The 22800-nt window shown below is 71.7% G+C and carries 24 protein-coding genes; 5 read left to right on the top strand and 19 right to left on the bottom strand.

The window, feature by feature from the left end; translation table 11 throughout:
- Positions 1 to 113: 113 nt before the first annotated feature.
- Together BJY16_RS39380 and BJY16_RS39385 are read right to left on the bottom strand one after the other, a co-directional pair.
- Positions 114 to 803, bottom strand: a complete 690-nt coding sequence (locus tag BJY16_RS39380) for a HEAT repeat domain-containing protein (protein ID WP_185044613.1) — start codon at positions 801 to 803, stop codon at positions 114 to 116.
- Positions 800 to 3559, bottom strand: a complete 2760-nt coding sequence (locus BJY16_RS39385; RefSeq protein WP_185044614.1) for a DEAD/DEAH box helicase — start codon at positions 3557 to 3559, stop codon at positions 800 to 802. Before BJY16_RS39385 ends, BJY16_RS39380 begins: the two co-directional genes overlap by 4 nt.
- 85 nt (positions 3560 to 3644) lie before the next feature.
- Between BJY16_RS39385 and BJY16_RS39390 the strand changes: the two genes are divergently transcribed.
- Positions 3645 to 4370: an HAD family hydrolase gene (locus BJY16_RS39390; RefSeq protein WP_239177857.1), complete on the top strand. Its 726-nt coding sequence runs from the start codon at positions 3645 to 3647 to the stop codon at positions 4368 to 4370.
- Between the two features lie 4 nt (positions 4371 to 4374).
- On the opposite strand, the gene BJY16_RS39395 is transcribed toward BJY16_RS39390, so the two are convergent.
- The 7 genes from BJY16_RS39395 to BJY16_RS39425 all read right to left on the bottom strand — a co-directional run bounded on the left by BJY16_RS39395 (position 4375) and on the right by BJY16_RS39425 (position 9422).
- Positions 4375 to 4560, bottom strand: a complete 186-nt coding sequence (locus BJY16_RS39395; protein WP_185044615.1) for a hypothetical protein — start codon at positions 4558 to 4560, stop codon at positions 4375 to 4377.
- A gap of 48 nt (positions 4561 to 4608) precedes the next feature.
- Positions 4609 to 5508, bottom strand: a complete 900-nt coding sequence (locus BJY16_RS39400) for a diacylglycerol/lipid kinase family protein (protein ID WP_185044616.1) — start codon at positions 5506 to 5508, stop codon at positions 4609 to 4611.
- A 189-nt stretch (positions 5509 to 5697) separates the two neighbouring features.
- A complete protein-coding gene (gene tatC, locus BJY16_RS39405; protein WP_239177856.1) occupies positions 5698 to 6666 on the bottom strand; it encodes a twin-arginine translocase subunit TatC in 969 nt (322 codons plus the stop codon).
- Between the two features lie 9 nt (positions 6667 to 6675).
- Entirely contained in the window at positions 6676 to 7044 is a 369-nt protein-coding gene (gene tatA, locus BJY16_RS39410; RefSeq protein WP_185044617.1) for a Sec-independent protein translocase subunit TatA, read from the bottom strand.
- 136 nt (positions 7045 to 7180) lie between these two features.
- The gene (locus BJY16_RS39415; protein ID WP_185046891.1) at positions 7181 to 7423 is read right to left on the bottom strand and encodes a hypothetical protein; all 243 of its coding nucleotides are present in this window, start codon (positions 7421 to 7423) and stop codon (positions 7181 to 7183) included.
- Between the two features lie 50 nt (positions 7424 to 7473).
- Positions 7474 to 8430, bottom strand: coding sequence for a helix-turn-helix transcriptional regulator (locus BJY16_RS39420; RefSeq protein ID WP_185044618.1), 957 nt, complete (start codon positions 8428 to 8430; stop codon positions 7474 to 7476).
- The gene (locus BJY16_RS39425) at positions 8427 to 9422 is read right to left on the bottom strand and encodes a helix-turn-helix transcriptional regulator (protein WP_185044619.1); all 996 of its coding nucleotides are present in this window, start codon (positions 9420 to 9422) and stop codon (positions 8427 to 8429) included. The genes BJY16_RS39420 and BJY16_RS39425 overlap by 4 nt, the downstream gene beginning before the upstream one ends.
- A 68-nt stretch (positions 9423 to 9490) precedes the next feature.
- On the opposite strand from BJY16_RS39425, the gene BJY16_RS39430 reads away from it, so the two are divergent.
- A complete protein-coding gene (locus BJY16_RS39430) occupies positions 9491 to 10498 on the top strand; it encodes a cation diffusion facilitator family transporter (protein WP_185044620.1) in 1008 nt (335 codons plus the stop codon).
- A gap of 10 nt (positions 10499 to 10508) precedes the next feature.
- Complete coding sequence (locus BJY16_RS39435; protein WP_185044621.1) at positions 10509 to 11591, top strand: DUF3866 family protein; 1083 nt, start codon at positions 10509 to 10511, stop codon at positions 11589 to 11591.
- A 16-nt stretch (positions 11592 to 11607) separates the two neighbouring features.
- Here BJY16_RS39435 and BJY16_RS39440 read toward each other — a convergent pair whose 3' ends face one another.
- Positions 11608 to 12003, bottom strand: a complete 396-nt coding sequence (locus BJY16_RS39440) for a hypothetical protein (RefSeq protein ID WP_203759180.1) — start codon at positions 12001 to 12003, stop codon at positions 11608 to 11610.
- A gap of 209 nt (positions 12004 to 12212) precedes the next feature.
- Entirely contained in the window at positions 12213 to 12869 is a 657-nt protein-coding gene (locus tag BJY16_RS39445; protein ID WP_185044623.1) for a helicase, read from the bottom strand.
- 181 nt (positions 12870 to 13050) lie between these two features.
- Here BJY16_RS39445 and BJY16_RS39450 point away from each other — a divergent pair, with 181 nt between their 5' ends.
- Positions 13051 to 13638 carry a signal peptidase I gene (locus BJY16_RS39450; RefSeq protein ID WP_185044624.1) on the top strand — a complete coding sequence of 196 codons (588 nt, stop codon included), beginning with the start codon at positions 13051 to 13053 and terminating at the stop codon, positions 13636 to 13638.
- A gap of 5 nt (positions 13639 to 13643) precedes the next feature.
- Positions 13644 to 15881: a LamG-like jellyroll fold domain-containing protein gene (locus BJY16_RS39455; RefSeq protein ID WP_185044625.1), complete on the top strand. Its 2238-nt coding sequence runs from the start codon at positions 13644 to 13646 to the stop codon at positions 15879 to 15881.
- A gap of 13 nt (positions 15882 to 15894) precedes the next feature.
- Here the strand turns inward: BJY16_RS39455 and BJY16_RS39460 are convergent, their stop codons facing one another.
- The 8 genes from BJY16_RS39460 to BJY16_RS39495 all read right to left on the bottom strand — a co-directional run bounded on the left by BJY16_RS39460 (position 15895) and on the right by BJY16_RS39495 (position 22783).
- Entirely contained in the window at positions 15895 to 17349 is a 1455-nt protein-coding gene (locus BJY16_RS39460; protein ID WP_239177855.1) for a GGDEF domain-containing protein, read from the bottom strand.
- Positions 17350 to 17478: 129 nt separating this feature from the next.
- Positions 17479 to 18129, bottom strand: coding sequence for an O-methyltransferase (locus BJY16_RS39465; protein WP_185044626.1), 651 nt, complete (start codon positions 18127 to 18129; stop codon positions 17479 to 17481).
- Positions 18130 to 18535: 406 nt separating this feature from the next.
- The gene (locus BJY16_RS39470; protein WP_185047000.1) at positions 18536 to 18748 is read right to left on the bottom strand and encodes a hypothetical protein; all 213 of its coding nucleotides are present in this window, start codon (positions 18746 to 18748) and stop codon (positions 18536 to 18538) included.
- Between the two features lie 66 nt (positions 18749 to 18814).
- A complete protein-coding gene (pafA, locus tag BJY16_RS39475) occupies positions 18815 to 20173 on the bottom strand; it encodes a Pup--protein ligase (RefSeq protein WP_185044627.1) in 1359 nt (452 codons plus the stop codon).
- Positions 20174 to 20243: 70 nt separating this feature from the next.
- The gene (gene prcA / locus BJY16_RS39480; RefSeq protein ID WP_185044628.1) at positions 20244 to 21065 is read right to left on the bottom strand and encodes a proteasome subunit alpha; all 822 of its coding nucleotides are present in this window, start codon (positions 21063 to 21065) and stop codon (positions 20244 to 20246) included.
- Between the two features lie 32 nt (positions 21066 to 21097).
- Positions 21098 to 21940: a proteasome subunit beta gene (gene prcB, locus BJY16_RS39485; protein ID WP_185044629.1), complete on the bottom strand. Its 843-nt coding sequence runs from the start codon at positions 21938 to 21940 to the stop codon at positions 21098 to 21100.
- Positions 21859 to 22338, bottom strand: a complete 480-nt coding sequence (locus BJY16_RS47995) for an endonuclease VII domain-containing protein (protein WP_239177852.1) — start codon at positions 22336 to 22338, stop codon at positions 21859 to 21861. Before BJY16_RS47995 ends, prcB begins: the two co-directional genes overlap by 82 nt.
- Positions 22339 to 22567: 229 nt before the next feature.
- Complete coding sequence (locus BJY16_RS39495) at positions 22568 to 22783, bottom strand: ubiquitin-like protein Pup (protein ID WP_185044631.1); 216 nt, start codon at positions 22781 to 22783, stop codon at positions 22568 to 22570.
- Between the last annotated feature and the right edge of the window lie 17 nt (positions 22784 to 22800).

Consider the following 22800-nt stretch of genomic DNA (forward strand, 5'->3'; position numbering starts at 1 on the left):
TTCTTGAATTGCCCCAAAGACACCGTCAACGGAGATTCACCATCCGCGATGAGCGCCCGGCGGCTGCTCTCAGTGAACCAAAGGCTCCGGCGGGGCACGACCGGCCAGACGGCTCAGTGCGCCAGCCGCTCCCGGAGCGCCCGGGCAGCCGGCCCCCGATAGCTCTCCGCGAGCACCTCGGCCAGCACCTCCCGCACCTCCGGATCCGGGTGCTCGGCCAGAAAAGCGAAATCCCTGACCTCACCCCGCCCCCGCAGACAGCCCACGGCGAAGTAGACCTCGTCCGGGTCGTCGGAACGCAGCTCGGCCAGCACCCGCGCATAGGACCAGGAGTCATCGCCCTCGCCCTGACGCCGCCGCAGCCGTGCGGCCCCGAACTCGCCCCGGCTCAGGCACCCGGGGCAGGCACACGGGCGGCGGCCGTGCGCGCCCGGCAGATAGCGCCAACCGGTCAGCCGCGGCGCGGGGCGGACGGTGCGCACCTCACCGGCGGTGACCCGGCGCGGCACGATCACCTCGAACCCCCGCGGGTCCGGCATGGCCCGCAGCGTCGCCACCGCCTCCGCCGCGGTGACCCGCTCGGGTGGCTTGCCGTAGTGCCCGACGTCGACCGGCTCGGCGTCCGGCAGCACGAAGGTGACCGCGACGAACTCGCGGGTCCCGCGGCGGCGCAGCTCACGCGCCCATTGATAGGTCAGCGTGTGCGAGGGCAGCACCGGGAAGCAGTAGACCGGGGCGCCGACCCCGGCGCGGCGGACCGTGGCGGTCAGCCGCGCCGGGGTCAGGTGCACGAAACGGCTCACAGCCCGCCCTGATAGGCCAGGACACCGCGGTTGACCGCGGCGATCGCCTTGCGGGCGGTCTCCTTGACGCCGGGTGACGCCGCGGACGCCTCGCGGATCTGGCCGAGCAGGTCGAGCACCTGCCGCGCCCAGCGGACGAAGTCACCGGCCGGCATGTCCGCGTCGTAGTTGTGCCCGCTGGCCAGCACCCGGGCCAGCGGCTCGCCGCGCGCCCAGCGGAACATCGGCCAGACGAAGCCCGGGTCGGGCTCGCGGGTCAGCGACAGCCCGTGCTCGCTCTCCTCCATGGCGATCTCGGACCACAGCTTGGCGCAGGCGTCGACCGCGCCGCTGATCGGGCCCTTCGGCACCGAGGCGCGGTCCTCCCCCTCGCGGCGGGACTCGTAGAGCACCATGGAGACCGCGGCGGCCAGCTCGTCCGGCTCCAGACCGTCCCAGACGCCCTGCCGCACGCACTCGGCGACCAGCAGGTCGGCCTCCGACCAGATCCGGCCGAGCATCCGGCCGGCCTCGCTGACCTCGCCGTCGGCGGACAGGTAGCCCCGGGCGGTGAGTACCGCGCAGACCTGGTCGAAGGTGCGGGCCAGCGAGCCGGTCCGCCCGGCCACCTTGGCCCGCAGCGCGTCGGTGTCGCGCTCCAGCCGGTGCCGGCGCTCGGCCCACCGGGCGTGGTCCTCGCGCTCCGGGCAGGCGTGGCACGGGTGCTGCCGCATCTGCACCTTGAGCAGGGCGATCTCGGCGTCCTCGCCGGGGCTGGCCTTGCTGCGCCCGGACCGGCGGCGGTCCGGGTGCCGGTCCAGCCCGGTGGCGCTGACCTGGGCGGCCAGGTCGCGGCGGGCGCCCGGCGAGCGGTGGTTGAAGTTCTTCGGCACCCGGACCCGGGCCAGCACCTCGACCTCGCCGCCGAAGTCGGCCGGGCTGACCCGGCCGGCCCAGCGGTCCTGGGTGAGCACCAGCGGGCGCGGCTCGCCGAACCCGCCGGCGGCCGGCTCGAGCACCACGGCCAGGCCGGCCCGGCGGCCCTGCGGCACCCGGATCACGTCACCGATCCGCAGTTTCGCCAGGGAGTCGTTGGCGGCCGAGCGGCGCTGCGCGACACCCTGCCGGGCCAGCGATTTCTCCCGGTCGGCGATGGCCACCCGGAGCGCGAAGTACTCGTCGAAGTCGCCGTGGTGACAGGCGGCGTCCTCGCCGTAGGACTGCATGGTGTCGACGTTGCGCTGCACCTGGCGGGCCAGCCCGACCACCGAGCGGTCCGCCTGGAACTGGGCGAACGACGACTCCAGCAGCTCGCGGGATTTCTCCGCGCCGACCGAGCCGACCAGGTTGACCGCCATGTTGTAGGACGGGCGGAACGAGGAGCGCAGCGGATAGGTGCGGGTGGAGGCCAGGCCGGCCACGTGCCGTGGGTCGACCTCCGGGCTCCAGAGCACCACGGCGTGCCCCTCGACGTCGATGCCGCGCCGCCCGGCCCGGCCGGTGAGCTGCGTGTACTCCCCCGGGGTGAGGTCGACGTGCGCCTCGCCGTTGAACTTGACCAGCCGCTCCAGGACCACGCAGCGGGCCGGCATGTTGATCCCCAGGGCCAGCGTCTCGGTGGCGAAGACCGCCTTGACCAGGCCGTTGACGAAGCACTCCTCAACCGCCTCCTTGAAGGCGGGCAGCATGCCGGCGTGGTGCGCGGCGATGCCCCGCTCCAGGCCGTCGAGCCACTCCCAGTAGCCCAGCACGGAGAGGTCCTCGGCCGGGATCGCGGCGACCTTGGCCTGGGCGATCCGGCGGATCTCGGCGCGCTCGTCGGCGTCGGTGAGCCGCAGCCCGGCGCCGAGGCACTGCTGCACCGCGGCGTCGCACCCGGCCCGGCTGAAGATGAACAGGATGGCCGGCAGCAGCCCGGCGCGCTCCAGCCGGTCGATCACCTCGGTGCGCGGCGGTGGCAGCCAGCGGCGGCCACGGCCACCCCGCCCGTTCCACCCGCCGGCCCGCTCGCCCAGGTCGAGGCGGCGCTCCATCTCCCGGGTGTAGCGCAGCAGCTCCGGGTGCACGTCGTGTTTCTTGGCCGCGTCGGCGTCGTGGAACAGGTCGAACATCCGGCGGCCGACCAGCATGTGCTGCCAGAGCGGCACCGGCCGGTGCTCGCTGACCACCACCTCGGTCTCGCCGCGGACGGTGACCAGCCAGTCGGCGAACTCCTCGTAGTTGCTGACCGTGGCGGAGAGCGAGACCAGGGTGACCGAGGCCGGGAGGTGGATGATCACCTCTTCCCAGACCGCGCCGCGGAACCGGTCGGCGAGGTAGTGGACCTCGTCCATCACCACATAAGCGAGGTTTTTCAGCTGGGCGGAACCGGAATAGAGCATGTTGCGCAGGACCTCGGTGGTCATCACCACCACCGGGGCGTCCGCGTTGATCACGTTGTCGCCGGTGAGCAGGCCGACCTTCTCCGGGCCGTAGCGCTCGACCAGATCGTGGAACTTCTGGTTGGACAGCGCCTTGATCGGGGTGGTGTAAAAGCACTTGCGCTCACCCGACCGCAGCGCCAGGTGCACGGCGAACTCGCCGACGACCGTCTTGCCGGCGCCGGTCGGCGCGCACACCAGCACGCCACTGCCCCGCTCCAGCACCTCGCACGCGGCCCGCTGGAAGTCGTCCAGGTCGAAGCCGACGTCGAGCATGAAGTCGTCGAGCGCCGGGAACTCGGCGACTCGCGCCGCCCGCCGCTTGGATTCCGCATACCGTTCGGCGGGACTAGTCATGACCACAGGCTAGTTCGGCCGTATGACATTTCGCGACAAGGTATGGGCCGTCGGTGCGGTCAAACGGCATCGGTAAGGTGCACGAGTGCCGCATGCCACCGAACCTCCCCAGTCCGCGCGGCTCGTGGAAGCTGTGCTGTTCGACTTCCACGGCACTCTCGCCCAGGTCGAAGACCCGGTGACCTGGGTCATGGCGGCCGCCGCGGCCTGCGGCACCGAGCTCGAGCGGGCCAAGGCCACGATCCTGGCCGACCGGCTGGTCACCGCCGGGCGCGCCGGCGGCCCGCTGCCGCACCGGGTGCCGCCGCAGCTGGCCGAGCACTGGGCCGACCGGGATCTCTACGCGCACAGCCACCGGGCCGCCTACACCGGGCTGGCCGCGACCGTGCACACCGACGTCGAGGGGCTGGCCGACGCGCTCTACGACCGGCTGCTGGTGGCCGACGGCTGGTTGCCGTACCCGGACACCGAGCCGACGCTGCGCCGGCTGCACGACGCCGGGATCAAGGTCGCGGTGGTCAGCAACATCGGGTTCGACATCCGCCCGCACTTCGCCCACTGGGGCCTGAACGGTCTGGTCGACGCGTTCGCGCTGAGCTACGAGGTGGGCCGGACCAAGCCGGACCCGGCGATCTTCCTGCGCGCCTGCGGGATGCTCGGCGCTGATCCGGAGCGGACCTTGATGGTGGGTGACACGCCCGCCGACGCGGGCGCGGTCAAAGCCGGTTGCGCGGCCCTGGTGCTGCCCGCCGCGGAGGCCGGCCGCACCAACGGGCTGGGCGCCACGCTGGCCCTGGCCGGCTGCGCCTGACCGGTCAGAGGTAGCGGTCGAGGATGGTGCCGCGGCGGCCCTTGCCCGCGGTCGCCTCGGCCGGCGCCGGGGTGCCGGGCTCGGTGCTGACCGCGGCGTCGGCCATCGCCTTGAAGGCCTGGCGGGCGTTGCCGAGGACCGAGGTGGCCATCGACGCGAGCGAGGACGTGTTGCCGGAAACCGTGTTCATCGCCATGTCCTCAGGTTCGGGCCGTCGCCGGGGAATCTGACGGTCAACTCAGCGGAGCAACCGGATCGCACCCGGCACAACTTTCATGTCGATCGGCAGCGGGCCGAGCCGCTCGCCGTCCGCGTACCCGATGATCCCCTCGGCGTGCACCCGCACGTGCCGGCCGCGCCGCAGGGTGACCCGCGGGTCGGTGACGTGCGTGCCCTCCCGCAGCCGCGGCTTGAGCCGGACCAGGCCGCCGCGGCCGAGCGGGCTCGCGTAGATCACGTCGAGCAGGCCGTCGGCCGGGTCCGCGTCCGGCACGATCCGCATCCCGCCGCCGTAACTGGCCGCGTTGCCGACTGCGACCACCTCGGCCGGCACGGTCAGCGTCTCGCCGTCGATCTCCAGCGTGTAGCTGCGCGCCCGCAGCCGGGCCAGTTCCAGCACGATGGCCAGGTCGTAGCGGCGCGGGCCCCGCGGCCACCGCATCCGGTTGGCACGCTCGTTGACCAGGGCGTCGAACCCGGCGGCCAGCACCGCGCAGAACCAGCGTTCCCGCCCGGCCGCGTCGGCCGCCAGGGCGGCATCGATCCGCTGCGCACGGCCCGCTTCCAGACTCGCGGCGATCCCCGCGGCCGCTTCGATCGGCTCTCCCGGTACGCCCACCGCACTCGCGAAGTCGTTCCCTGTCCCAGCAGCCACCACCCCGAACCCGACGTGCTGCCCCGCGGCGGCCTGCAGCACCCGATGCACGGTGCCGTCCCCACCGACCGCGACCAGCGCCACCGCCCCGTCCGCGACCGCCCGATGACACGCCTGCTCCGCGCCGACCCCGCTGTCCGCCTCCAAGAGCCGCACGGGATGCCCCGCGGCACCCAGCGCCTGCAAGACCCCCGGAAGCAAACCGCGGTGCCGGCCACGCCCCGCCCGGGCATTGGCCAGCACCGCGATGAAGTCCCCTTCCACAGCCCGAGACCGTACCGGGTAGGCCGTTGAACCGTCACGGCGGTGAGCCCTACACAGTCCCGCAAAACGCCGCCGGTGACGGGGCACGTGACTTCTCGACGCCCGCGGGGTTTGCGGGCGGCGGGAAGTCACCTGCCCCGTCACCGGTTACCAGGCGTTTTGCCGCGGAGCGAAGCGGAGCCAGCCAGCTCAGGTCATGTCGTCGAATCGGCGCTCGATCGGCCGAGGGCCGTCGACCGACGTGGGCGCGTCGATCGGGGTGGGGGCCGCGATCGGGTCGGAGGCGCCGACCGGGACTCGCTCCTCCTCGAGGGTGGAGATCGCGTCGTCGTCGAGACCCTCGTAGAGCTCCTTGCCGACGCCCTTGCGCTTGTCGTTCAGGAACGCGACACCGACTGCCACGAAGTACAGCAGCGCCATGCAGGCGGCCAGCAACGTCATGCCGAACGGCCCCGGGTCGGGCGTCGCGATCGCGGCGAACGCGAAGCACAGGAAAACCACCGCGCGCCACCAGCTGAGCAGCCGCTTGGCCGTGACCACGCCGGTGAAGTTCAGCATCAGCAGGATCAGCGGGAACTCGAACGCCACCCCGAACAGCAGGATCATCGTGGTGACAAACCCGATGTACGCGGTGACCTCGAGTTGCTGCGACGATCTCAGGACGCCGGCCTCCATGATGAATTGGAGGCTGTGCTGGACCACGAAGTAGGCGAGCACGGCGCCGCCCATGAAGAGCGGGGCGGCGATGGCGACGAAGACATACGCCCATTTGCGCTCGTGGCGGTGCAGGCCCGGCGCGATGAACGCCCACAGCTGGTACAGCCAGACCGGGGCGCCGACGATCAGGCCCACCCAGAGCGCGAGCTTGAGCCGGATGATCAGACCGTCGGTGGCGGCGAGCGTCAGGTACTTGCACTCCAGCTTGCCCTCGGCGTTCAGCGCCCAGGACGTCTTGAGATTGCAGTACGGCCCACTGAGCAGGTCGAAGACCCAGTCGGAGATGATGAAGCCGACGATCAGGCCGGCCACCACGCCGAGCGAGGCGATGAAGAGCCGGTTACGCAGCTCCCGGACGTGCTCGATGAGCGTCATCGAGCCGTCGGCCGCCTGCTCGAACTTGCTCGGCCCCTTGTTGCGGCGCAGGCTCAGGGAAGCCATCGTCCTAGGTCAGCGGTCGTTGGTGCGCTGCACCGGGTCGACGAACGGCTGCGCCGGGGGCTGCTGCGGCTGCTGGAAGCCCGGCTGCGGCTGCTGGTAGCCACCCTGCGGGGGCTGCTGCTGGTAACCCGGCTGCGGCTGGTAACCCGGCTGCGGCACGTCGCCCTGCAGCGGCTGGCGCGAGTACTGCGCGTCAGCCTTCTCCGCCAGGTTGTCGTCGCTCTTGCCCTCGTCGACGAGGCCCTTGGTCTCCGCCTTGATGATCCGCAGCGAGCGGCCGAGGGAACGTGCCGCGTCCGGCAGCCGCTTCGCGCCGAACAGCAGAACGAGCACGACAACGAGAAGAATGAGGTGCCATGGCTTGAAGGCGCCGCTCATGGGATGACTCCAGACGGTGGGATCAGGTTGCGGGGTCCATCGTACGTGTCAATTCCGGCGATGTTGCATGCCGGAACCCGCGAGATTCTTACGTATCCGGTTTACATCCTGGACAACGGGGCCGGAACGGCCCAGTTCATCTGCCGAGCCCGGCCTTGATCTGTTCCACCTGCTCCTGGGCCTGCTCGGCACGCTGCTGCAGGCCCAGCATGGTCTGCTCCAGTTTCGCCGCCCCGGCCTGCAGGCGCATCGCCTCCTCCTGGCGACGCTGCAGCCGGCCGGCCGCCCGGCGCAACTCGGACAACCGGCCCAGCAGCCGCACTGCGGCGACGACCAGGATGATCAGCGCGACCGCCACCACGGCGATCCAGACCCACATCAGCACAGCGGCCACCCTATCCGGGAGCGGCCGTCTCCGCCGCGCACGGTTCAGCCCGGCGCGGCGTACTGGTCCAGGGCCTCGTGCGCGGCGGCGCGGATCTGCTCGACCAGCTCGGGCGGCCCGGCCACGGTCACGTCCGGGCGGCCGACCAGGAAGCGCCGCGCCCAGACCAGGTCGGTGACCCGCATCGTGACCAGCCACTCCCCCGGTTCCTTGACCACCTGCTCGACCGGGTAGTACTCGGTGATCCACCGGCCGCCGCGACCCACCCGCAGGGTGACCAGCGGCAGCTCCGGGCCGGGCCGGAAGACGCCGTCGGTGACGTCGTGCGGGACCGCCTCGACCGGCGGCCGGGCCGGCTCGTCCAGCTCGGTGAACGCGTCGATCCGGTCGATCCGGAACATCCGGGTCGCCTCGGCCCGGCGGCACCACGCCTCCAGGTAGGCGAACGTGCCGACGGTCAGCATCCGCATCGGGTCGACCACCCGGTCGGTGGTCTCGTCCCGGGCGGCCGTGTAATACGTCAGCCGCAGCGCGTGCCCGGAGTCCACCGCGGCCCGCACCTTGGCGAGTTTCTCCTGGTTGGCCGGGAGTTTCACGGCGACCGGGGCGTCCGCCAGGTCACCGGCCGCACTCTCGATCTTGGCGAGGGCCCGCTCGATCGCGTCCCGGGAGCCGATTCCGGGCGTCTCGGCGAGCATCCGCAGCGCCACCACCAGGGCGAGCGCCTCGTCCGGGTTGAGCCGCAGCGGCTTGTCGATGCCGGCGTCGTGGCTGATCGTCACCCGGTCGCCGTCGAACGCCATGTCGATCAGGTCGCCGGGGCCGTACCCGGGCAGCCCGCACACCCAGAGCAGCTCCAGGTCCTCGCGCAGCTGTTTCGGGGTGACACCCAGGTCGGCGGCCGCCTCGGCGATCAGGATGCCGGGGCGGGCCAGCAGGTAGGGCACCAGGTTGAGCAGCCGGCCCAGGCGGTCGGCGGACGGCGTGCGCGGCCCGGTCACGACGCCACCGCCGGGGCGGCCGGCTCGTACCGGGTGACCAGCTCCTTGAGGTGCTGGATGACCGCGTCGCGCAGCTCCGGGGGACCGTCCGCGCGGGCGTCCGGCCCGTACCCGGCGATCCGCGCGGCGAGCCACTCCGGGTCGCCGTACGAAATGGTCAATCTGTCGCCCTCCGGACCCGAGACGATCTCGCTGGCCAGCCGCCGCAGGCCGGCGGCCCGGCCGGGCCGGACGGTGACGGTGGCGCGGCCGGTGCGGGCGATCGGCCCGGAGCTGACCGCCACGTGCTTGATCAGGTCGGCGTCCTCGGGCGGGGTGAACGCGTCCGGGCGGCCGGTCGCCTTGACGTCGCCGACGATCCGGGACAGCCGGAAGCAGCGCGCCGCGTTGCGGTCCCGGTCGTGGCCGACCACATACCACCGGCCGCGCCAGCAGACCACGCCCCACGGCTCCAGGCGGCGCACGCTCGGCTCGTCGAGCTCGGGCACCCGGTAGCGGAAGGTCACCGCGCGGCGGTCCCGGGCGGCCGAGGTGAGCGGGCCGAAGGCCGGGTCGACGGTGACCACCGGCTCCACGCCGAGGGTGGCCTGCGGGTCCACCTCGACGCCGGCGGCGCGCAGTTTGGCCAGCCCGGAGGACGCCGCGGCGGCCAGGCCGGCGTGCTGCCAGAGCCGGGCGGCGATGCCGACCGCGGCGGCCTCGTCCGGTTCGAGCAGGATGTCGGGCAGTGCGTACTCCCGCTGCGCGATCCGGTACCCCGGCTCCTGGTCGAAAATGCTGGCCGTCCCGGTCTCCAGCGGCACGCCGAGCTCTCGCAGCTCCGCCTTGTCCCGCTCAAACTTGCGCTGGAAGGCTTCGTGGTCCCGGGGATCCGAGGGGTCGTGCTCGTAACCGGGCACGGTCAGGGCGATCTGCGCGGCGGTCAGGAACCGTCGCGTGGACAGCAGGCAGATCACCAGGTTCACCAGGCGCTCGGTACGAGTGCGCGACACGACACGAAACCTAGCAGCCCGCGTGTCCGGACCGTTAAACGCGAGGACCCCGGGGAACGTTGACCGGTGTGACCGTCGTACCCGAGCCCCAGACCACCCCGGCCGGACTGCCCGACACCGGGCCGCGCGCCGAGACCGAGAGCGTCGGCACGGTGCTCCTGGCGCTGCTGGCCAACCTGGTGATCGCGGTGGCCAAGCTGATCGCCGGCCTGCTGTCCGGATCGGCGGCGATGCTCTCCGAGGCCGCCCACTCGGTCGCCGACACGGTGACCGAGGTCTTCCTCTACGTGGCGTTGCGCCGGGGGCGAAAACCGGCGGACGAAGAACACCCGTTCGGGTACGGCAAGGAGAGTTATGTTTGGGCGTTCATCGCCGCCCTGTTCACCTTCGTCGGCGGCGCCGGGTTCTCGATCTACCACGGCGTGACCACCATCCTCAGCGGTGCGGGCGCCGGCGAGTACCTGGTGTCCTACCTCGTGCTGGCCGTCTCGTTCGCCGCCGAGGGCGCGTCCTTCCTGAAGGCCCGCCGCCAGGTCCGCGACCAGTCCCGCCGGTGGAACGTCACCCCGCAACGGTTCCTGCGGCTCACCCCGGACACCACGGTCAAGGCGGTCTTCTTCGAGGACTCGGCGGCGCTGATCGGCCTGCTGCTGGCCGCCGCCGGGCTCGGCCTGGCCCAGCTCACCGGCCAGGAGCTGTGGGACGGGCTGGCCTCGATCCTGATCGGCGGCCTGCTGCTGGTGGTCGCGTCGGTGCTGGCCCGCAGCAACGTGTCGCTGCTGGTCGGCCGGGCGGTGCCGCGCCGGATCCACAACCAGATCGCCGCCGACCTGCGGGCCATCCCGGTGGTCACCGCGGTGCCGACGCTGCTGACCATGCAGATCGGGCCCGGCGACATCCTGGTCGCCGCCAAGGTCGACTTCGACGACACGGTGCCGGGCAAGGAGATCGAGGCCGCCTCGGACGAGGCCGAGCGCCGGCTGCGGGACCGCTTCCCGGAGATCCGGTACGTCTTCCTGGACCCGACCCGTGGCGAGCCGGGACGCGACCACATCGACGGCGGACTGGACCGATAGGGTCCGGCACATGGTGCGCTGGCGTTCGGGGACGGTTCTTTCGGTACGACGAAGCTGGCGTGGCGCCGTCGAACTGGACGTCACCACCGAGCAGGGGCCGCTCCGCGCCCTCGCCTACCCGCACCTGGTCGGTTCCCCGGAGCCCGGCGACCGCGTCCTGCTGAACGTCGGCGCCCTGGTCATGGGCCTGGGCACCGGCGGCTACGCCCTGGTCGTGGCGCTCCCCGACCGGCTGCCCGCGGACCCCGCCGACGCCGGCACCACCCGCGACTCGGGCCACCTGGTCAAGGCCCGCTACACGCCGCTGCAGCCGATCCTGCTCGGCGTCGACGAGGAGGCGTCGCCGCACCGCGCGGTGATGGAGGCCGCCGAGTCGCTCGACGGGATGCCGGTGGTCACCGCCGACCTGCACTCGGCGCTGCCGGCGATCCTGGCCGGGGTCCACGCCGACCGGCCGGACGCCACGGTCGCCTACGTGATGACCGACGGCGGGGCGCTGCCCGCCTGGTTCTCCCGCACCCTGGACGGGCTGGCCGGGCACCTGGCCGGCACGGTCACCACCGGCCAGGCGTTCGGCGGTGACCTGGAGGCGAGCACCGTGCACACCGGGCTGCTCGCCGCCCGGCACGTCCTGCGGGCCGACGTGGCCATCGTCGCGCAGGGCCCGGGCAACCTGGGGACCGGCACGGCGTGGGGCTTCTCCGGGGTGGCCCTGGGCGAGGCGGTCAACGCGGCCGGGGTGCTCGACGGCCGGCCGGTCGGCTCGCTGCGGATCTCCCACGAGGACGGGCGCGCCCGGCACCGCGGCGTGTCGCATCACAGCCTCACGGCGTACGGAAAAGTCGCCCTGACCCGAGCCGACCTGCCCGTCCCGGCCGGCCTGGAGGCGGCCCTGGCCGCCGACCTCGACTTCCTCAGCGACCGTCACCGCGTCGTCACGGTCCCGGTCGACGGCCTCGACGAGGCGCTGCGCGCGTCTGCGGTGCCGCTGTCGACGATGGGCCGCAAACTCGACCAGGACTACCACTACTTCCTGGCCGCCGCCGCCGCCGGCCGGCACGCCGCCGCCCTGCTCGGCCCCGCCGGGGCCTAGCGCCCGTCCGGCCACCTCAGGTCTGCGCCTCCCAGGTGGCGGTGAAGCTGAGGCTGCTGTTCTGCGCGTTGTCGTCGCTGGTCAGCAGGTATTCGAACTTCCACGCCCGGGTGGCCGGGCCGGTGACCGGCCAGGCGCCGTCGCCGGTGCTCCAGCCGGTGTGCGCGGCGAGATAGGTGGCCAGCAGGGGGCCGCCGGCCGCCGGCGCGGCGGCGTTGTAGAGCGTGGTGGGCGAGCCGAAGTCGGAGCAGTCGGTCTGCGTGCCGGTGCCGCTCTGCACCCGGGCGACCAGGTAGTTGCCGAGCGTCCCGGTCACCGTCGGGAAGTACATCTTCACGGTGGCCGGTGCCGTCCCGGTGTAGGACGTGATCACACAGGCCGCGCCGTAGCTGCCGGGGATGGCGTTGGACACCGCGAACACCTTCCCGGCCGGCGCCGAGGCGGAGATCGCCACGGTCCCGGCCGTGAAGGTGCTGGTGCCGGTTGACGTCGTGCCGGTGTAGCCCGCTCCGGCGACCGGCAGCGCGGCCCCGGCGGCCAGGACCAGGGCGACCGCGAACCAGCGTCCCCGGCCCCGCGAGCGGCGCCGGGGACGGCTGGACCTCCGCCGGCCCGCGGACATCAGTAGGCCTGAGCCTCCCACTGGAACTTGAAGTCGGCGCTGGCGCCCGAGGTGCCCGCCGCCGCGGTGGACGGCAGCAGCCAGGTGATCCGGTACCACAGCTGGCCGGCGCCCGAGGCCGTCCACTCGCCGGTGGTGCTACCCACCCAGGTCGTCGGGAAACCGCTGACCTTCGCGGTGCTGTTGCTCGCCGACCCGTACACGAAGGTGTTGTTGCTGGTGAAACCGGTGCACGCGGCGTCGCTCGCGCCGGTGCCCTGGTCGACCACGATCTCCAGAGCCGAGGACAGCGGGTCGGCGGCGTCGTCGATCCGCATCCGGATCTTGGCGGGCGCCGCGGTCTGGTAGTCGACCATGACGCACCGCTGGCCGCCGGTCCGCGCGCTGCTGGGCGAGAAGCCGGCCAGGGTGATCGAGCTCGCCGTGGCGTCCGGCACGGCGGCCGGCACGGTGAACACCGCCGCGCCCACCTGACTGTTGGTCAGTGCCACGCTGACCGACGTCCAGGTGTTGTCTAACGTCGAGGTGGTGGCCGAGTACGCCGACTCCGACGACTGCCAGACCAGCAGGGAGCCGAGCAGAATGCTCAGCGGGACGGCAAGCCCGGAGATCCGGCGACGTCGGCGGCGGCGACGCCCGGCGGCCGTCTCTGACATGTCATCTCCCTACCAAGGTCGGACACCAACGGCTCTCCCGATCGGTACCGCCACCGGGCAACTGAGGAACGGCGACCGGACGATTACCCGAAGCCGGCCACTCCCGTGTGGGATTTCGTTAGTGTTTATCCCTATTTTGCCGAGCTTTTCCCTGTACCCGGCCGGAAGGACTGGGCTCGAGATGACCGCGCCGGAAGCCCGCGAATGGGCCTGGTTCACCGCGAGCGTGCTGGCCCGGATCCTCCTGGGCACGTGCGTCGTGGCGGTGCTCTGGTCGATCCTCCCGATCGCCTTCGGCTGGACCAGCGCGGTGGTGATCTCCGGATCGATGCTGCCCAGGATCCGTCCCGGCGACGTGGCGATCGCCGGCCCGGTCCGCGCCGGCGATCTCAAACCCGGGATGCCGGTGCTGGTGGACAATCCGGCCCGGCCCGGCCGCCTGCTCCTGCACCGGGTGGTCCGGCGCAACCCGGACGGCACCCTGGTCACCAAGGGGGACGCCAACGCTGCCGAGGACTCCACACCGGTGCCACCCGGTGCGGTCCGCGGGCTGCCACGCCTGCTCATCCGCTGGATCGGCCTGCCGGTCTACTGGCACGGCCGCGGGGAGCACCGGAAAGTGCTGGCCACCCTGGTGGTGACCTTGGTGCTGCTGGTCGTGGCGATGCGCCGGGAGGACGATGACGCCGGGCCCCGGCACGCCCGTCACCCCCGGCACCGCCGCGAGCGATTCAGGTGTCAGCCCAGCGTGCCGAACCGGAGAGGGTGAGGTGGTTGGCCGCCGCGGCCCTCCTGGCAACGGTCCTGGCCTACGGATGCTGGCAGGCCGCCGGCGCCGGATACACGGCGAACGTCGGCGTGCCCGGCACGGTGGCCGCCTCGCCGGCCTTCCCCGGCGTGCCGGCCCTGATCAGCGGCGCCGGCCCGGCGTTCTACCACCGGATGGACGAGCCGCAGGCGGCGACGGCCGGCTCGGCGGCGGCCGACGCGACCGGCACCAGCCCCGGCGTGTACGAGACCGCGACCACCAACGCCACCCCGTGGTGGCGCTTCGACGACCCGGTGGGCTCGACCGTGTTCCGGGACAGCTCCGGGGCCGGCAACACCGCCTTCATCAACGGCACCGGTGTGACCGCCGGCATTCCCGGCCCGACCGGCGGCGCGGTCCAGCCGAACAGCGGCAGCTCGCTGTCCGCGCTGCTGTCGCCGTTCCGCTCGGACCGCGCGTTCACCGTCAGCGTCTGGTTCAACCCGGGCGGCATGGCGCCCACCTCGGCCAGCACCCGGGTCGGGGTGCTGCACATGACCGGCAACTCCTCCGGTACGCCCAGTGGCACCGGCACCTACCCCCGCAGCGACCTGATGATCTTCGGTGACTACGCCGGGCACTGTCCGAACACCGCCGCCACCTGCTGGGGGGCGGCCATGGCCGGTGATCCGCAGACCTCCGCGGTCGCCTTCGACTACGCGCTGGGCAGCACCCCGGTCCAGGCCAACACCTGGGTGCAGCTGACCGCGGTGTTCGACACCACCACCCTGTACCTCTGGGTCAACGGGGTGCAGGAGGGCCAGGTGCCGCACACCATCTTTCACCCGTCCACCAATGCCGGCATCGGCCTGGGCCGGTACCGCGACGCCGCGTGGAAGGGCATGAGTGACGGCACCGCCCAGATCGGCGAGGTGCGCGCCTGGCGGCGGGTGCTCAGCGCCACCGAACTGGCCCAGCTGCAGGTGCGGCCCACCGCCCGCTGGCCGTTCACCGAGGCCACCGGCACGAACCCGACCTACACCAGCACGTCCGCCAGCACCGGCGCGCCGGGCACCCCGGCCCGCTCGGCCGGGGTCGCCCTGAATCCGGCCGCCGGCCTCGCGGCCGGTCGGGACGGCAACGCGCTGACCCTGTCCTCCGCCGGCTACGTGCAGGGACCGGCCGCCCAGCTGAACACCACCAGCAGTTTCGTCGTGTCCGCCTGGCTGAAGCTGTCCGACGGCAGCGTCACCCGGACCGCCGTGTCGGAGAACACCGCCGGCGCCAACGCCGTCAGCCTCGGCTACGACCAACCCGCCGGGCAGTGGGTGATGCGGGTGCTGACCAGCGGCGGCACCACCGTGCCGGTCTACGGCGACGTCACCGCTCCGGTGATCAACCAGTGGGTGCACCTGGTCGGCGTGCACGACGACTACAACAACACGCTCCGCCTGTACGTCGACGGCGTCGCGCAGAGCAGCGTCGCCTTCAGCTCCATCCCGGCCGTCGCCGTCACCGCGCTGCAGATCGGCCGCCGCCTGTCCGGCGGCTCGACCGTGGAGCCCTGGCTGGGCCAGATCGACGACGTCCGGGTGTACAACGGCTATCCGCTCGCCACCGCGGCGACCACCGGAACCACCGTCAGCACCTTCGTCGGCCTCATGTACCCGGCCATCTCCGCCGAGCAGGCGGGCGGCCTGCTCGGCACCAAGACCGGCCACGCCGGCTCCACCTCGGTCGCGTTCGGCGGCACCGTGAACGCCTCCAACGCCAAGTACGCCGGCGCCGCCGCCACCGCCGCGTTCACCGTCGAATGCATGATCCGCGTCGGCGTCGACGACGTCGGCGTGATCGCCGGCTTCGCCAGCACCGCGACCCGGCTCGGCAGCGGCTTCAGCGACCGGCTGCTCTACGTCGATCCGACCGGCCGGGTGCAGTTCGGCGTGCTGCAGGGCGGCGCGGCGGTCACCGTGGCCGGCGCCGCCGCGGTCGACGACGCCAACTGGCACCACGTGATGGGCAGCGTCGGCGCCGCCGGGCTCAAGCTGTACGTCGACGGGGTCCTGACCGTCACCACCAGTGTGCTGGCGGCCACCGCAGCGACCGGCTACTGGCGCGTCGGCGGCGCCCCGATGCGGCCGGCGGACACCTGGCCGTCGCCACCGGAGAACCCGTACCTCACCGGCACGGTCGACGAGTTCGCCGTCTATCCGCGGCAGCTGTCCGACCAGGAGAACCGGTGGCGGGTCTACGGCAACTACTGACCGCGGCCGCCGGTCAGGCGACCGGCGTCTCGATCCGGTTCCGGCCCCGCGCCTTGGCCGCGTAGAGCGCCTGGTCGGCACGCTGCAGCAGCTCCTCCGAGGTTTCCTCGCCGTCCCAGACCGCCAGCCCGGCGGAGAACGTCTGGCCCTGCGGGGTGGCCGCCAGCATCCGGCTGAGGGCCTCGTACGCGCTCGCCGCGTCCGCGCCCGGCAGCAGCACCACGAACTCCTCGCCGCCGTAGCGTGCCAGCAGGTCCACCGAGCGCAGCGTGCCGTGCCAGGCCGCGCTCGCCGCCTTCAGCAGGCGGTCCCCGGCCGGGTGGCCGAACGTGTCGTTGAACCGCTTGAAGTGGTCCAGGTCGACGATCGCGGCGGCGACCGGCAGGTGGTCGCGGCGGGCCCGTTCCAGGGCGCGGGGCACCTCGTCGTTCCAGGCGCGCCGGTTCGGCAGGCCGGTCAGCTCGTCCGAGCGGGCCAGATCGCGGACCTGCCGGGCCTGCCGCTCCACCTCCCGCAGCAGGCCGGCCATCCGGGCCACCACCAGCAGGAACAGCACGGTCGAGCCGATCGCGATGCTCCAGCCGTTGACCACCTGCCCCTCGTGCACCTGCAGGGCGAGCAGGCCCGGGGCGATCAGCGAGGCGCCGGTGAGCAGCGCCAGCAGGCCGGGGCCGAGCCGGGTGGCGTCCTCCTGGGTGGCCTTGGCCAGCGTGCCCGCGGCCGGGTCGAGCGCGGCGATGCCGAACAGCGAGAACGCGACCAGGAACACCGACTCCAGGATCCGGACGAACCACGGGGTCTCCTGCAGGGCCAGGCCGGGGGCGCCCAGGTTGTCGAGGATCACCCAGGAGCTGTCGCCGAGCAGCAGCGTGCCGAGCGCGCCGGCCATCCACCAGAGGGCCGGGCCGCGGCTGCCGGCGCTGCGCAGCAGCCGGGTCATCATGGCCAGCAGCAGCAGGTCGCCGATCGGGTAGGCGGCCTGCACCGCGTGCGCCAGCCGGTCCATCTGGCTGACCAGGTTGATCGGGTCGATGATGTAGACCCAGGCGAGCAGCCCGAAACCGGTGGTGATGGTGGCCGCGTCGAGCAGCGCGGTCCCGTTGGCCCACCGGTCGCGGCGCCGGATCAGCAGCGCGATCCCGGCCGCGCAGGCCGGGTAGAGGCCGAGGAAGAACGGGTCGGCCGGGGTGGGCAGGTCGCTCAGGTTCCAGAGCAGCGCGCAGGCCTTGGCGACGCCGATCCCGGTGGCGTTGCTGAACACGCCGGCGGCCAGCAGGTACCACGGCAGCCGGTCGCCGGGCGCCTGCCGGCGGGCGCCGAGCACGATCGCGGCCGTGGCGAGCCAGCCGATGGTGACCTGCCAGGTGGCCAGCCACCAGGCCTGGTCCGGCAGGAACTGGTAGGCCAGGATCGCGACGGCCGCCACCATGGCGTACGTCACCTGGGTCTGCCTTCGCCCGATCGTCACCGACTCAGGAGACGGCCTCCCGGTTGCAGCGGAGGGGCAAACCGGCTTTCGATCAGTCGCAGCTTTGCCCGGTCCCGCCGCCGTCTTCTCAGTCCCGCCGCCGTCGTCCCAGTGCCGCCGCCGTCTTTCTCAGTCACGCCGCCGGACCAGGGTCACCCCGTCGCGGACCGGCAGCATCACCGAGTCGACCCGCTCGTCGCCCACGATCCGGTCGTTGAGCTGGGCGATCGCCCGGTCGGCCGGGTCGGTGGCGTGCAGCACCCGGCCGCCGCGCAGCACGTTGTCCAGCGCCAGCAGGCCGCCGGGGCGCAGCCGCGGGAGCAATTCCTCGTAGTACGCCGGGTAGCTGATCTTGTCGGCGTCGATGAAGCCGAAGTCGATCACCGGGTCGGCGGGCAGCGCCCGCAGCGTCTCGATGGCCGGCGCCAGCCGCAGCTCGATCCGGTCCGCGACGCCGGCCTTCACCCAGTACTCCTGGGCCACCTTGGTCCACTCCGCGGAGACGTCGCAGCACAGCAGCCGGCCGCCGGGCCGCAGGCCGCGGGCGATGCAGATGGACGAGAAGCCGGTGAACGTGCCGACCTCGACCGCGTTGCTCACCCCGGTCAGCCGGACCAGCATGGTGAGCAGGGCGCCCTCGTCCGGGGCGATCTGCATCTCGACGTACTCCGGGGGCAGCGAGGCCTCGGTCTCGGCGGCCAGCTCGCGCAGCACCGCGTCGGCGGGTGTGGAGTGTGCGAGCAGGTACTCGTTGATGCCCGGTCCCAGGATCTCGGCCATAACGCCTAGCCTGCCGCAAACCCGGCGCGTCCGCACCCCTCTTGCCGCCCCGTTCCCCGCCCGCCCGCAGATCCCCTGTCCCGCGGCCTGCGCGCAGCCGTGCGCGCTGGGCTCCCCAGTGAGCTCACCGACCCCGCGACCCGCAGACCCGGACCCTTCCGGCCCGCTCGACGCCCCAGGTCCGCTCGGCCGACACCCTTTTTCGGTACGCCGCCGGCGCCGAGGATCCGCGGCACTGGGCCGGCCCGCTTGCCGGTGCCGGAGGACGTGGTTTCCGGAACCGTCCACGGGCAGTGAAGGGTGGGCTGATCGCTCTGGACGCGCCAGCGGCCAGATCAGGCCGCCCGGCCCGCGCGGGAGCAAGCGATCCGCACCACAGCGGACCGGCGCACAAGAAGGTCGTGATCTATTTGGTGATGATCAAGTAGAGCCAGCCGGCCAGGAAGAGGCCGAGGACCAGCGCCATCAACCAGGTGGGGATCAGCTTGCGCCCGGTGCGAGCCGCCTGGATGTCGCGGCGGATCCGCTCACGGCGGCGCTCGGCGCGGCCTCTGGTGCCCTCGCCCTCCGGCCTCGGGCCGTGCGGATCGGCCGGCTGGCCGGGATGTGACGATGTCATAGCCCGGCCAGCCTACTACCGCCCGTTTCTCGTGCTCGCCGCACCCGAGAGGGCGGCTCGCTCGCGTCACATGCTGGCGATCAGCCGCTCCACCCGCTCGTCGTAGGCGCGGAACGGGTCCTTGCAGAGGACCGTCCGCTGCGCCTGGTCGTTCAGCTTGAGGTGCACCCAGTCCACGGTGAAGTCGCGCCGCTTCTCCTGGGCGTGCTTGATGAACTCGCCGCGCAGGCGGGCCCGGGTGGTCTGCGGCGGCGTCTCCTTGGCCTCGAAGATCTGCAGGTCGTTGGCGATCCGGTCGACCTGCTTGCGCTTCTCCATCAGCGCGTAGAGGCCGCGGCCACGACGGACGTCGTGATAGGCCAGATCCAGCTGGGCGATCCGCGGATGCGACATCGGAATGTCGTGCTTGGCCTGGTAGCGCTCGATCAGCTTGTATTTCGACACCCAGTCGATCTCACGGGAGACCGGGTCCAGGTCGCCGCTCTCGATCGCGGACAGCACCCGCCCCCACAGCTCGACGACCCGCTTGGCGACCGGGTCGCCGCCGCGGCGCTCGACGAACTCGGTCGCCTTCGCCAGGTACTCCTGCTGGATCTCCAGGGCGGAGACCTCTTTGTTGTTCGCCAAGCGGATCTTGCGGCGACCGGTGACGTCGTGGCTGACCTCGCGGATCGCGCGGATCGGGTTCTCCAGCGACAGGTCGCGCATCACCACGCCGGCCTCGATCATCCGCAGCACGATGTCCGCGCTGCCGACCTTGAGCAGGGTGGTGACCTCGTTCATGTTCGAGTCGCCGACGATGACGTGCAGGCGCCGGTAACGCTCGGCGTCGGCGTGCGGCTCGTCGCGGGTGTTGATGATCGGACGGCTGCGGGTGGTCGCGCTGGAGACACCCTCCCAGATGTGCTCGGCGCGCTGCGAGAGGCAGAAAACCGCGCCGCGCGGTGTCTGCAGCACCTTGCCGGCCCCGCAGATCAACTGACGGGTGACCAGGAACGGAATGAGCACATCGGCCAGGCGGCCGAACTCACCGTGGCGGCTGACCAGATAATTCTCGTGGCAGCCGTACGAGTTGCCGGCGGAATCGGTGTTGTTCTTGAAGAGGTAGATCTCCCCCGCGATGCCTTCGTCGTGCAGACGTTTCTCCGCGTCGACGAGCAGGCCCTCCAGGATCCGCTCGCCGGCCCGGTCGTGGGCGACCAGGTCGGTGACGGAGTCACATTCGGGGGTGGCGTACTCCGGGTGGGAACCGACATCGAGGTAGAGGCGGGCGCCGTTACGGAGGAAGACGTTGCTGCTGCGTCCCCACGACACCACTCGGCGGAACAGGTAGCGGGCCACCTCGTCCGGCGACAGCCGCCGCTGTCCCCGATAGGTGCACGTGACTCCGTACTCGGTCTCGAGGCCGAAAATTCGCCGTTCCATGACAAGACACTAGCCGCACTTCCGGCCTTTCGAAACGGGCGCGGCGGCAAAGCCACGCCCGTTTCGGCGATCAGTTCCCGGTGTCCTTGCCGGTCCCCTTCTCGGTGTCCTCCGAGGCCGCCGACTCGGTCGGCTTGGCGTCGGCCGGCGCCGGCGGGGCCGCGTCGGTCTCGCCCAGATCGGCGTCCGGCACCGACTCGTGCCCGAGCAGCGTGGTCAGCGCCGCGTCGGCGATCCGCCGGAACGTCCGGCCGACCCGGCGACGGTCCAGCACCGCGACCTCGAGCTGCTTCGCGGTGAGGGTGCGGGTCTGCCCGTTCTCCCCGCCGACGCTGCCCAGGGCCTCGGCGGCCAGCGACAGCGCGGTGGACAGATCGGCGTTCACGTCGTGCCGCTCGCGCAGCACGGTGGCGATCGCCTCGGCCTGCCCGCCCATCGCCATGAAACCGGGCTCGTCCAGGGCCGAGCCGTCATACATGATCCGGTAGAGCTCGTCCTGCTCCGGGGTGGCGCCGACCTGCGCGATGCAGATCTCCACCTCGTACGGCTTCTGCGTCTCGGAGAAGATCGCACCGAGCGTCTGGGTGTACGCGTTCGCCAGCGCGCGCCCCGTGACGTCCCGCCGGTCGTAGGTCAGGCCGGTCATGTCGGCCATCCGCACGCCGGCCCGGCGCAGGCTCTCGAACTCGTTGTACCGCCCGACGGCGGCGAACGCGATCCTGTCGTAGATCTCGCTGATCTTGCGCAGGGTGGTGATGTTCTCGGCGACCAGCAGGATGCCGCCTTCGTACGACAAAACCACGGCCGACCGGCCGCGGGCGATGCCCTTGCGGGCGTACTCCGAGCGGTCCCGCTGGACCTGCTCGGGCGATGCGTAGAACTGCATGGCCACGGGTGGCTACTCCTTCATCTCGCGCGTGCGGATCAACCGCCCGGGTTCTCCATGCGTCCGGAGACGACCTGCTCGGCCACCGTGGTGATCTCAGCGTCGCTGAGCCGGGTGGTGCCGTTCGCCGTAGCGGTCATCACCACCGGGTAGATCTTGCGGGTGAGGTCCGGTCCACCGGTCGCGGTGTCGTCGTCCGCGGCGTCGTAGAGCGCCTCCACCGCCAGCCGGATCGCGTCCTCGGTGCTGACGCCCTCCCGGTACTTCTTCTTCAGCGCGGCCTTGGCGAACAGCGAGCCGGAGCCGATCGCCTCGTACCCGGTCTCCTCGTAGAGGCCGCCGGCCACGTCGAAGCTGAAGATCCGCCCGGCCCGGGCCGGGTCGGCCGGCGACAGGTCGAAGCCGGCGAAGAGCGGGACCACGGCCAGGCCCTGCATCGCCGCGCCCAGGTTGCCGCGGACCATCGCGGCCAGCCGGTTCGCCTTACCGTCGAGCGAGAGCATCGCGCCCTCGGTCTTCTCGTAGTGCTCCAGCTCGACCTGGAACAGCCGGATCAGCTCGATGCCGATCCCGGCGGTGCCGGCGATGCCGATCAGCGAATAGGAGTCGGCGGGGTGCACCTTCTTGATGTCCCGGCTGGCGATCAGGTTGCCCATGGTCGCCCGGCGGTCGCCGGCCATCACGACACCCTCGGCGGTCGCGATCGCGACGATCGTGGTGCCGTGCGGGGCGACGTCGCCACCGTTCAGACCGGGTGGCAGCGGCCGCCGGCCCGGCAGCAACTCGGGAGCCGCCGCGCTCAGGAACTGCGTGAAGGAGGACGTCCCCGTGTTGAGAAAGATATCCGGTAGACGCCCGGATGGATCAAAACCCGTCGCCACGTGGTTCCTTTCAGGTACGTGATCGCATTGGCGAGGAACACCGGGTCGTCCCGGAACTGCCCCAAGCCGCCGTTGCAGTTGAAGCACAATATCCCGCGCACACGGCCGGTGCGATGATCGTGATCTACGTGTTGCGGGTCGGGCGCGCCACAGATGGCGCAGACCCCACCCTGGTCCGCCAGCAGCGCGTCGAACTCGGCCTGACCGATGCCGTAGCGGCGGCGCAGGTGATACTCCCGCGATCCGCCATACAGCCGCTGCCTGGTCTCCTTGCCGCGCATGTTATGGCAGGGCTTGCAGTAACGGCCGTAGCCACCCGTGTCGTTACGACTGCGGGGAAACTCAGCCAACGGCTTCGCTTCCCCGCAGTCCGGGCAATGACGATATCCATCCGGCACAGCCCGACGTTGCTGGACCTCTCGACCCGTCTTCTCCTGAAGACGCTTCGCATAGCTGGCTTTCGAGCGGGCGTTGAAGCATTCCTTGCAGTAGCTTCCATGTCCGGTCGGCCGCTTACTGTTCGCACAGAACAGGTTGAGCGGCTTCCATTGCCCGCAATCCCGACAGCGTCGCTGTCCGTCTACATCGTCATTCGGGCGAGGCATGTCCGTTTTGGGGGCTTATGCCCTACTCGCCCCCTTTTTGCACGTATCCGCGGACAAATTCCTCTGCATTTTCTTCGAGAACGGAGTCGATTTCGTCGAGCAGATCGTCCACGTCCTCGGTGATCTCCGCGTGCCGCTCGGCTACCTCGGGATTGGCCTCAACGGTGACGTCCTCGATCTCCTGGTCGCTGGAGCTGCGCCCGCTCTGCGACTGACCACCTGTGTCTCGGGTTGCCATGGATGTCCCCCTTCTCA

The sequence above is a fragment of the Actinoplanes octamycinicus genome (assembly GCF_014205225.1).
GTDB classification, from domain to species: domain Bacteria; phylum Actinomycetota; class Actinomycetes; order Mycobacteriales; family Micromonosporaceae; genus Actinoplanes; species Actinoplanes octamycinicus.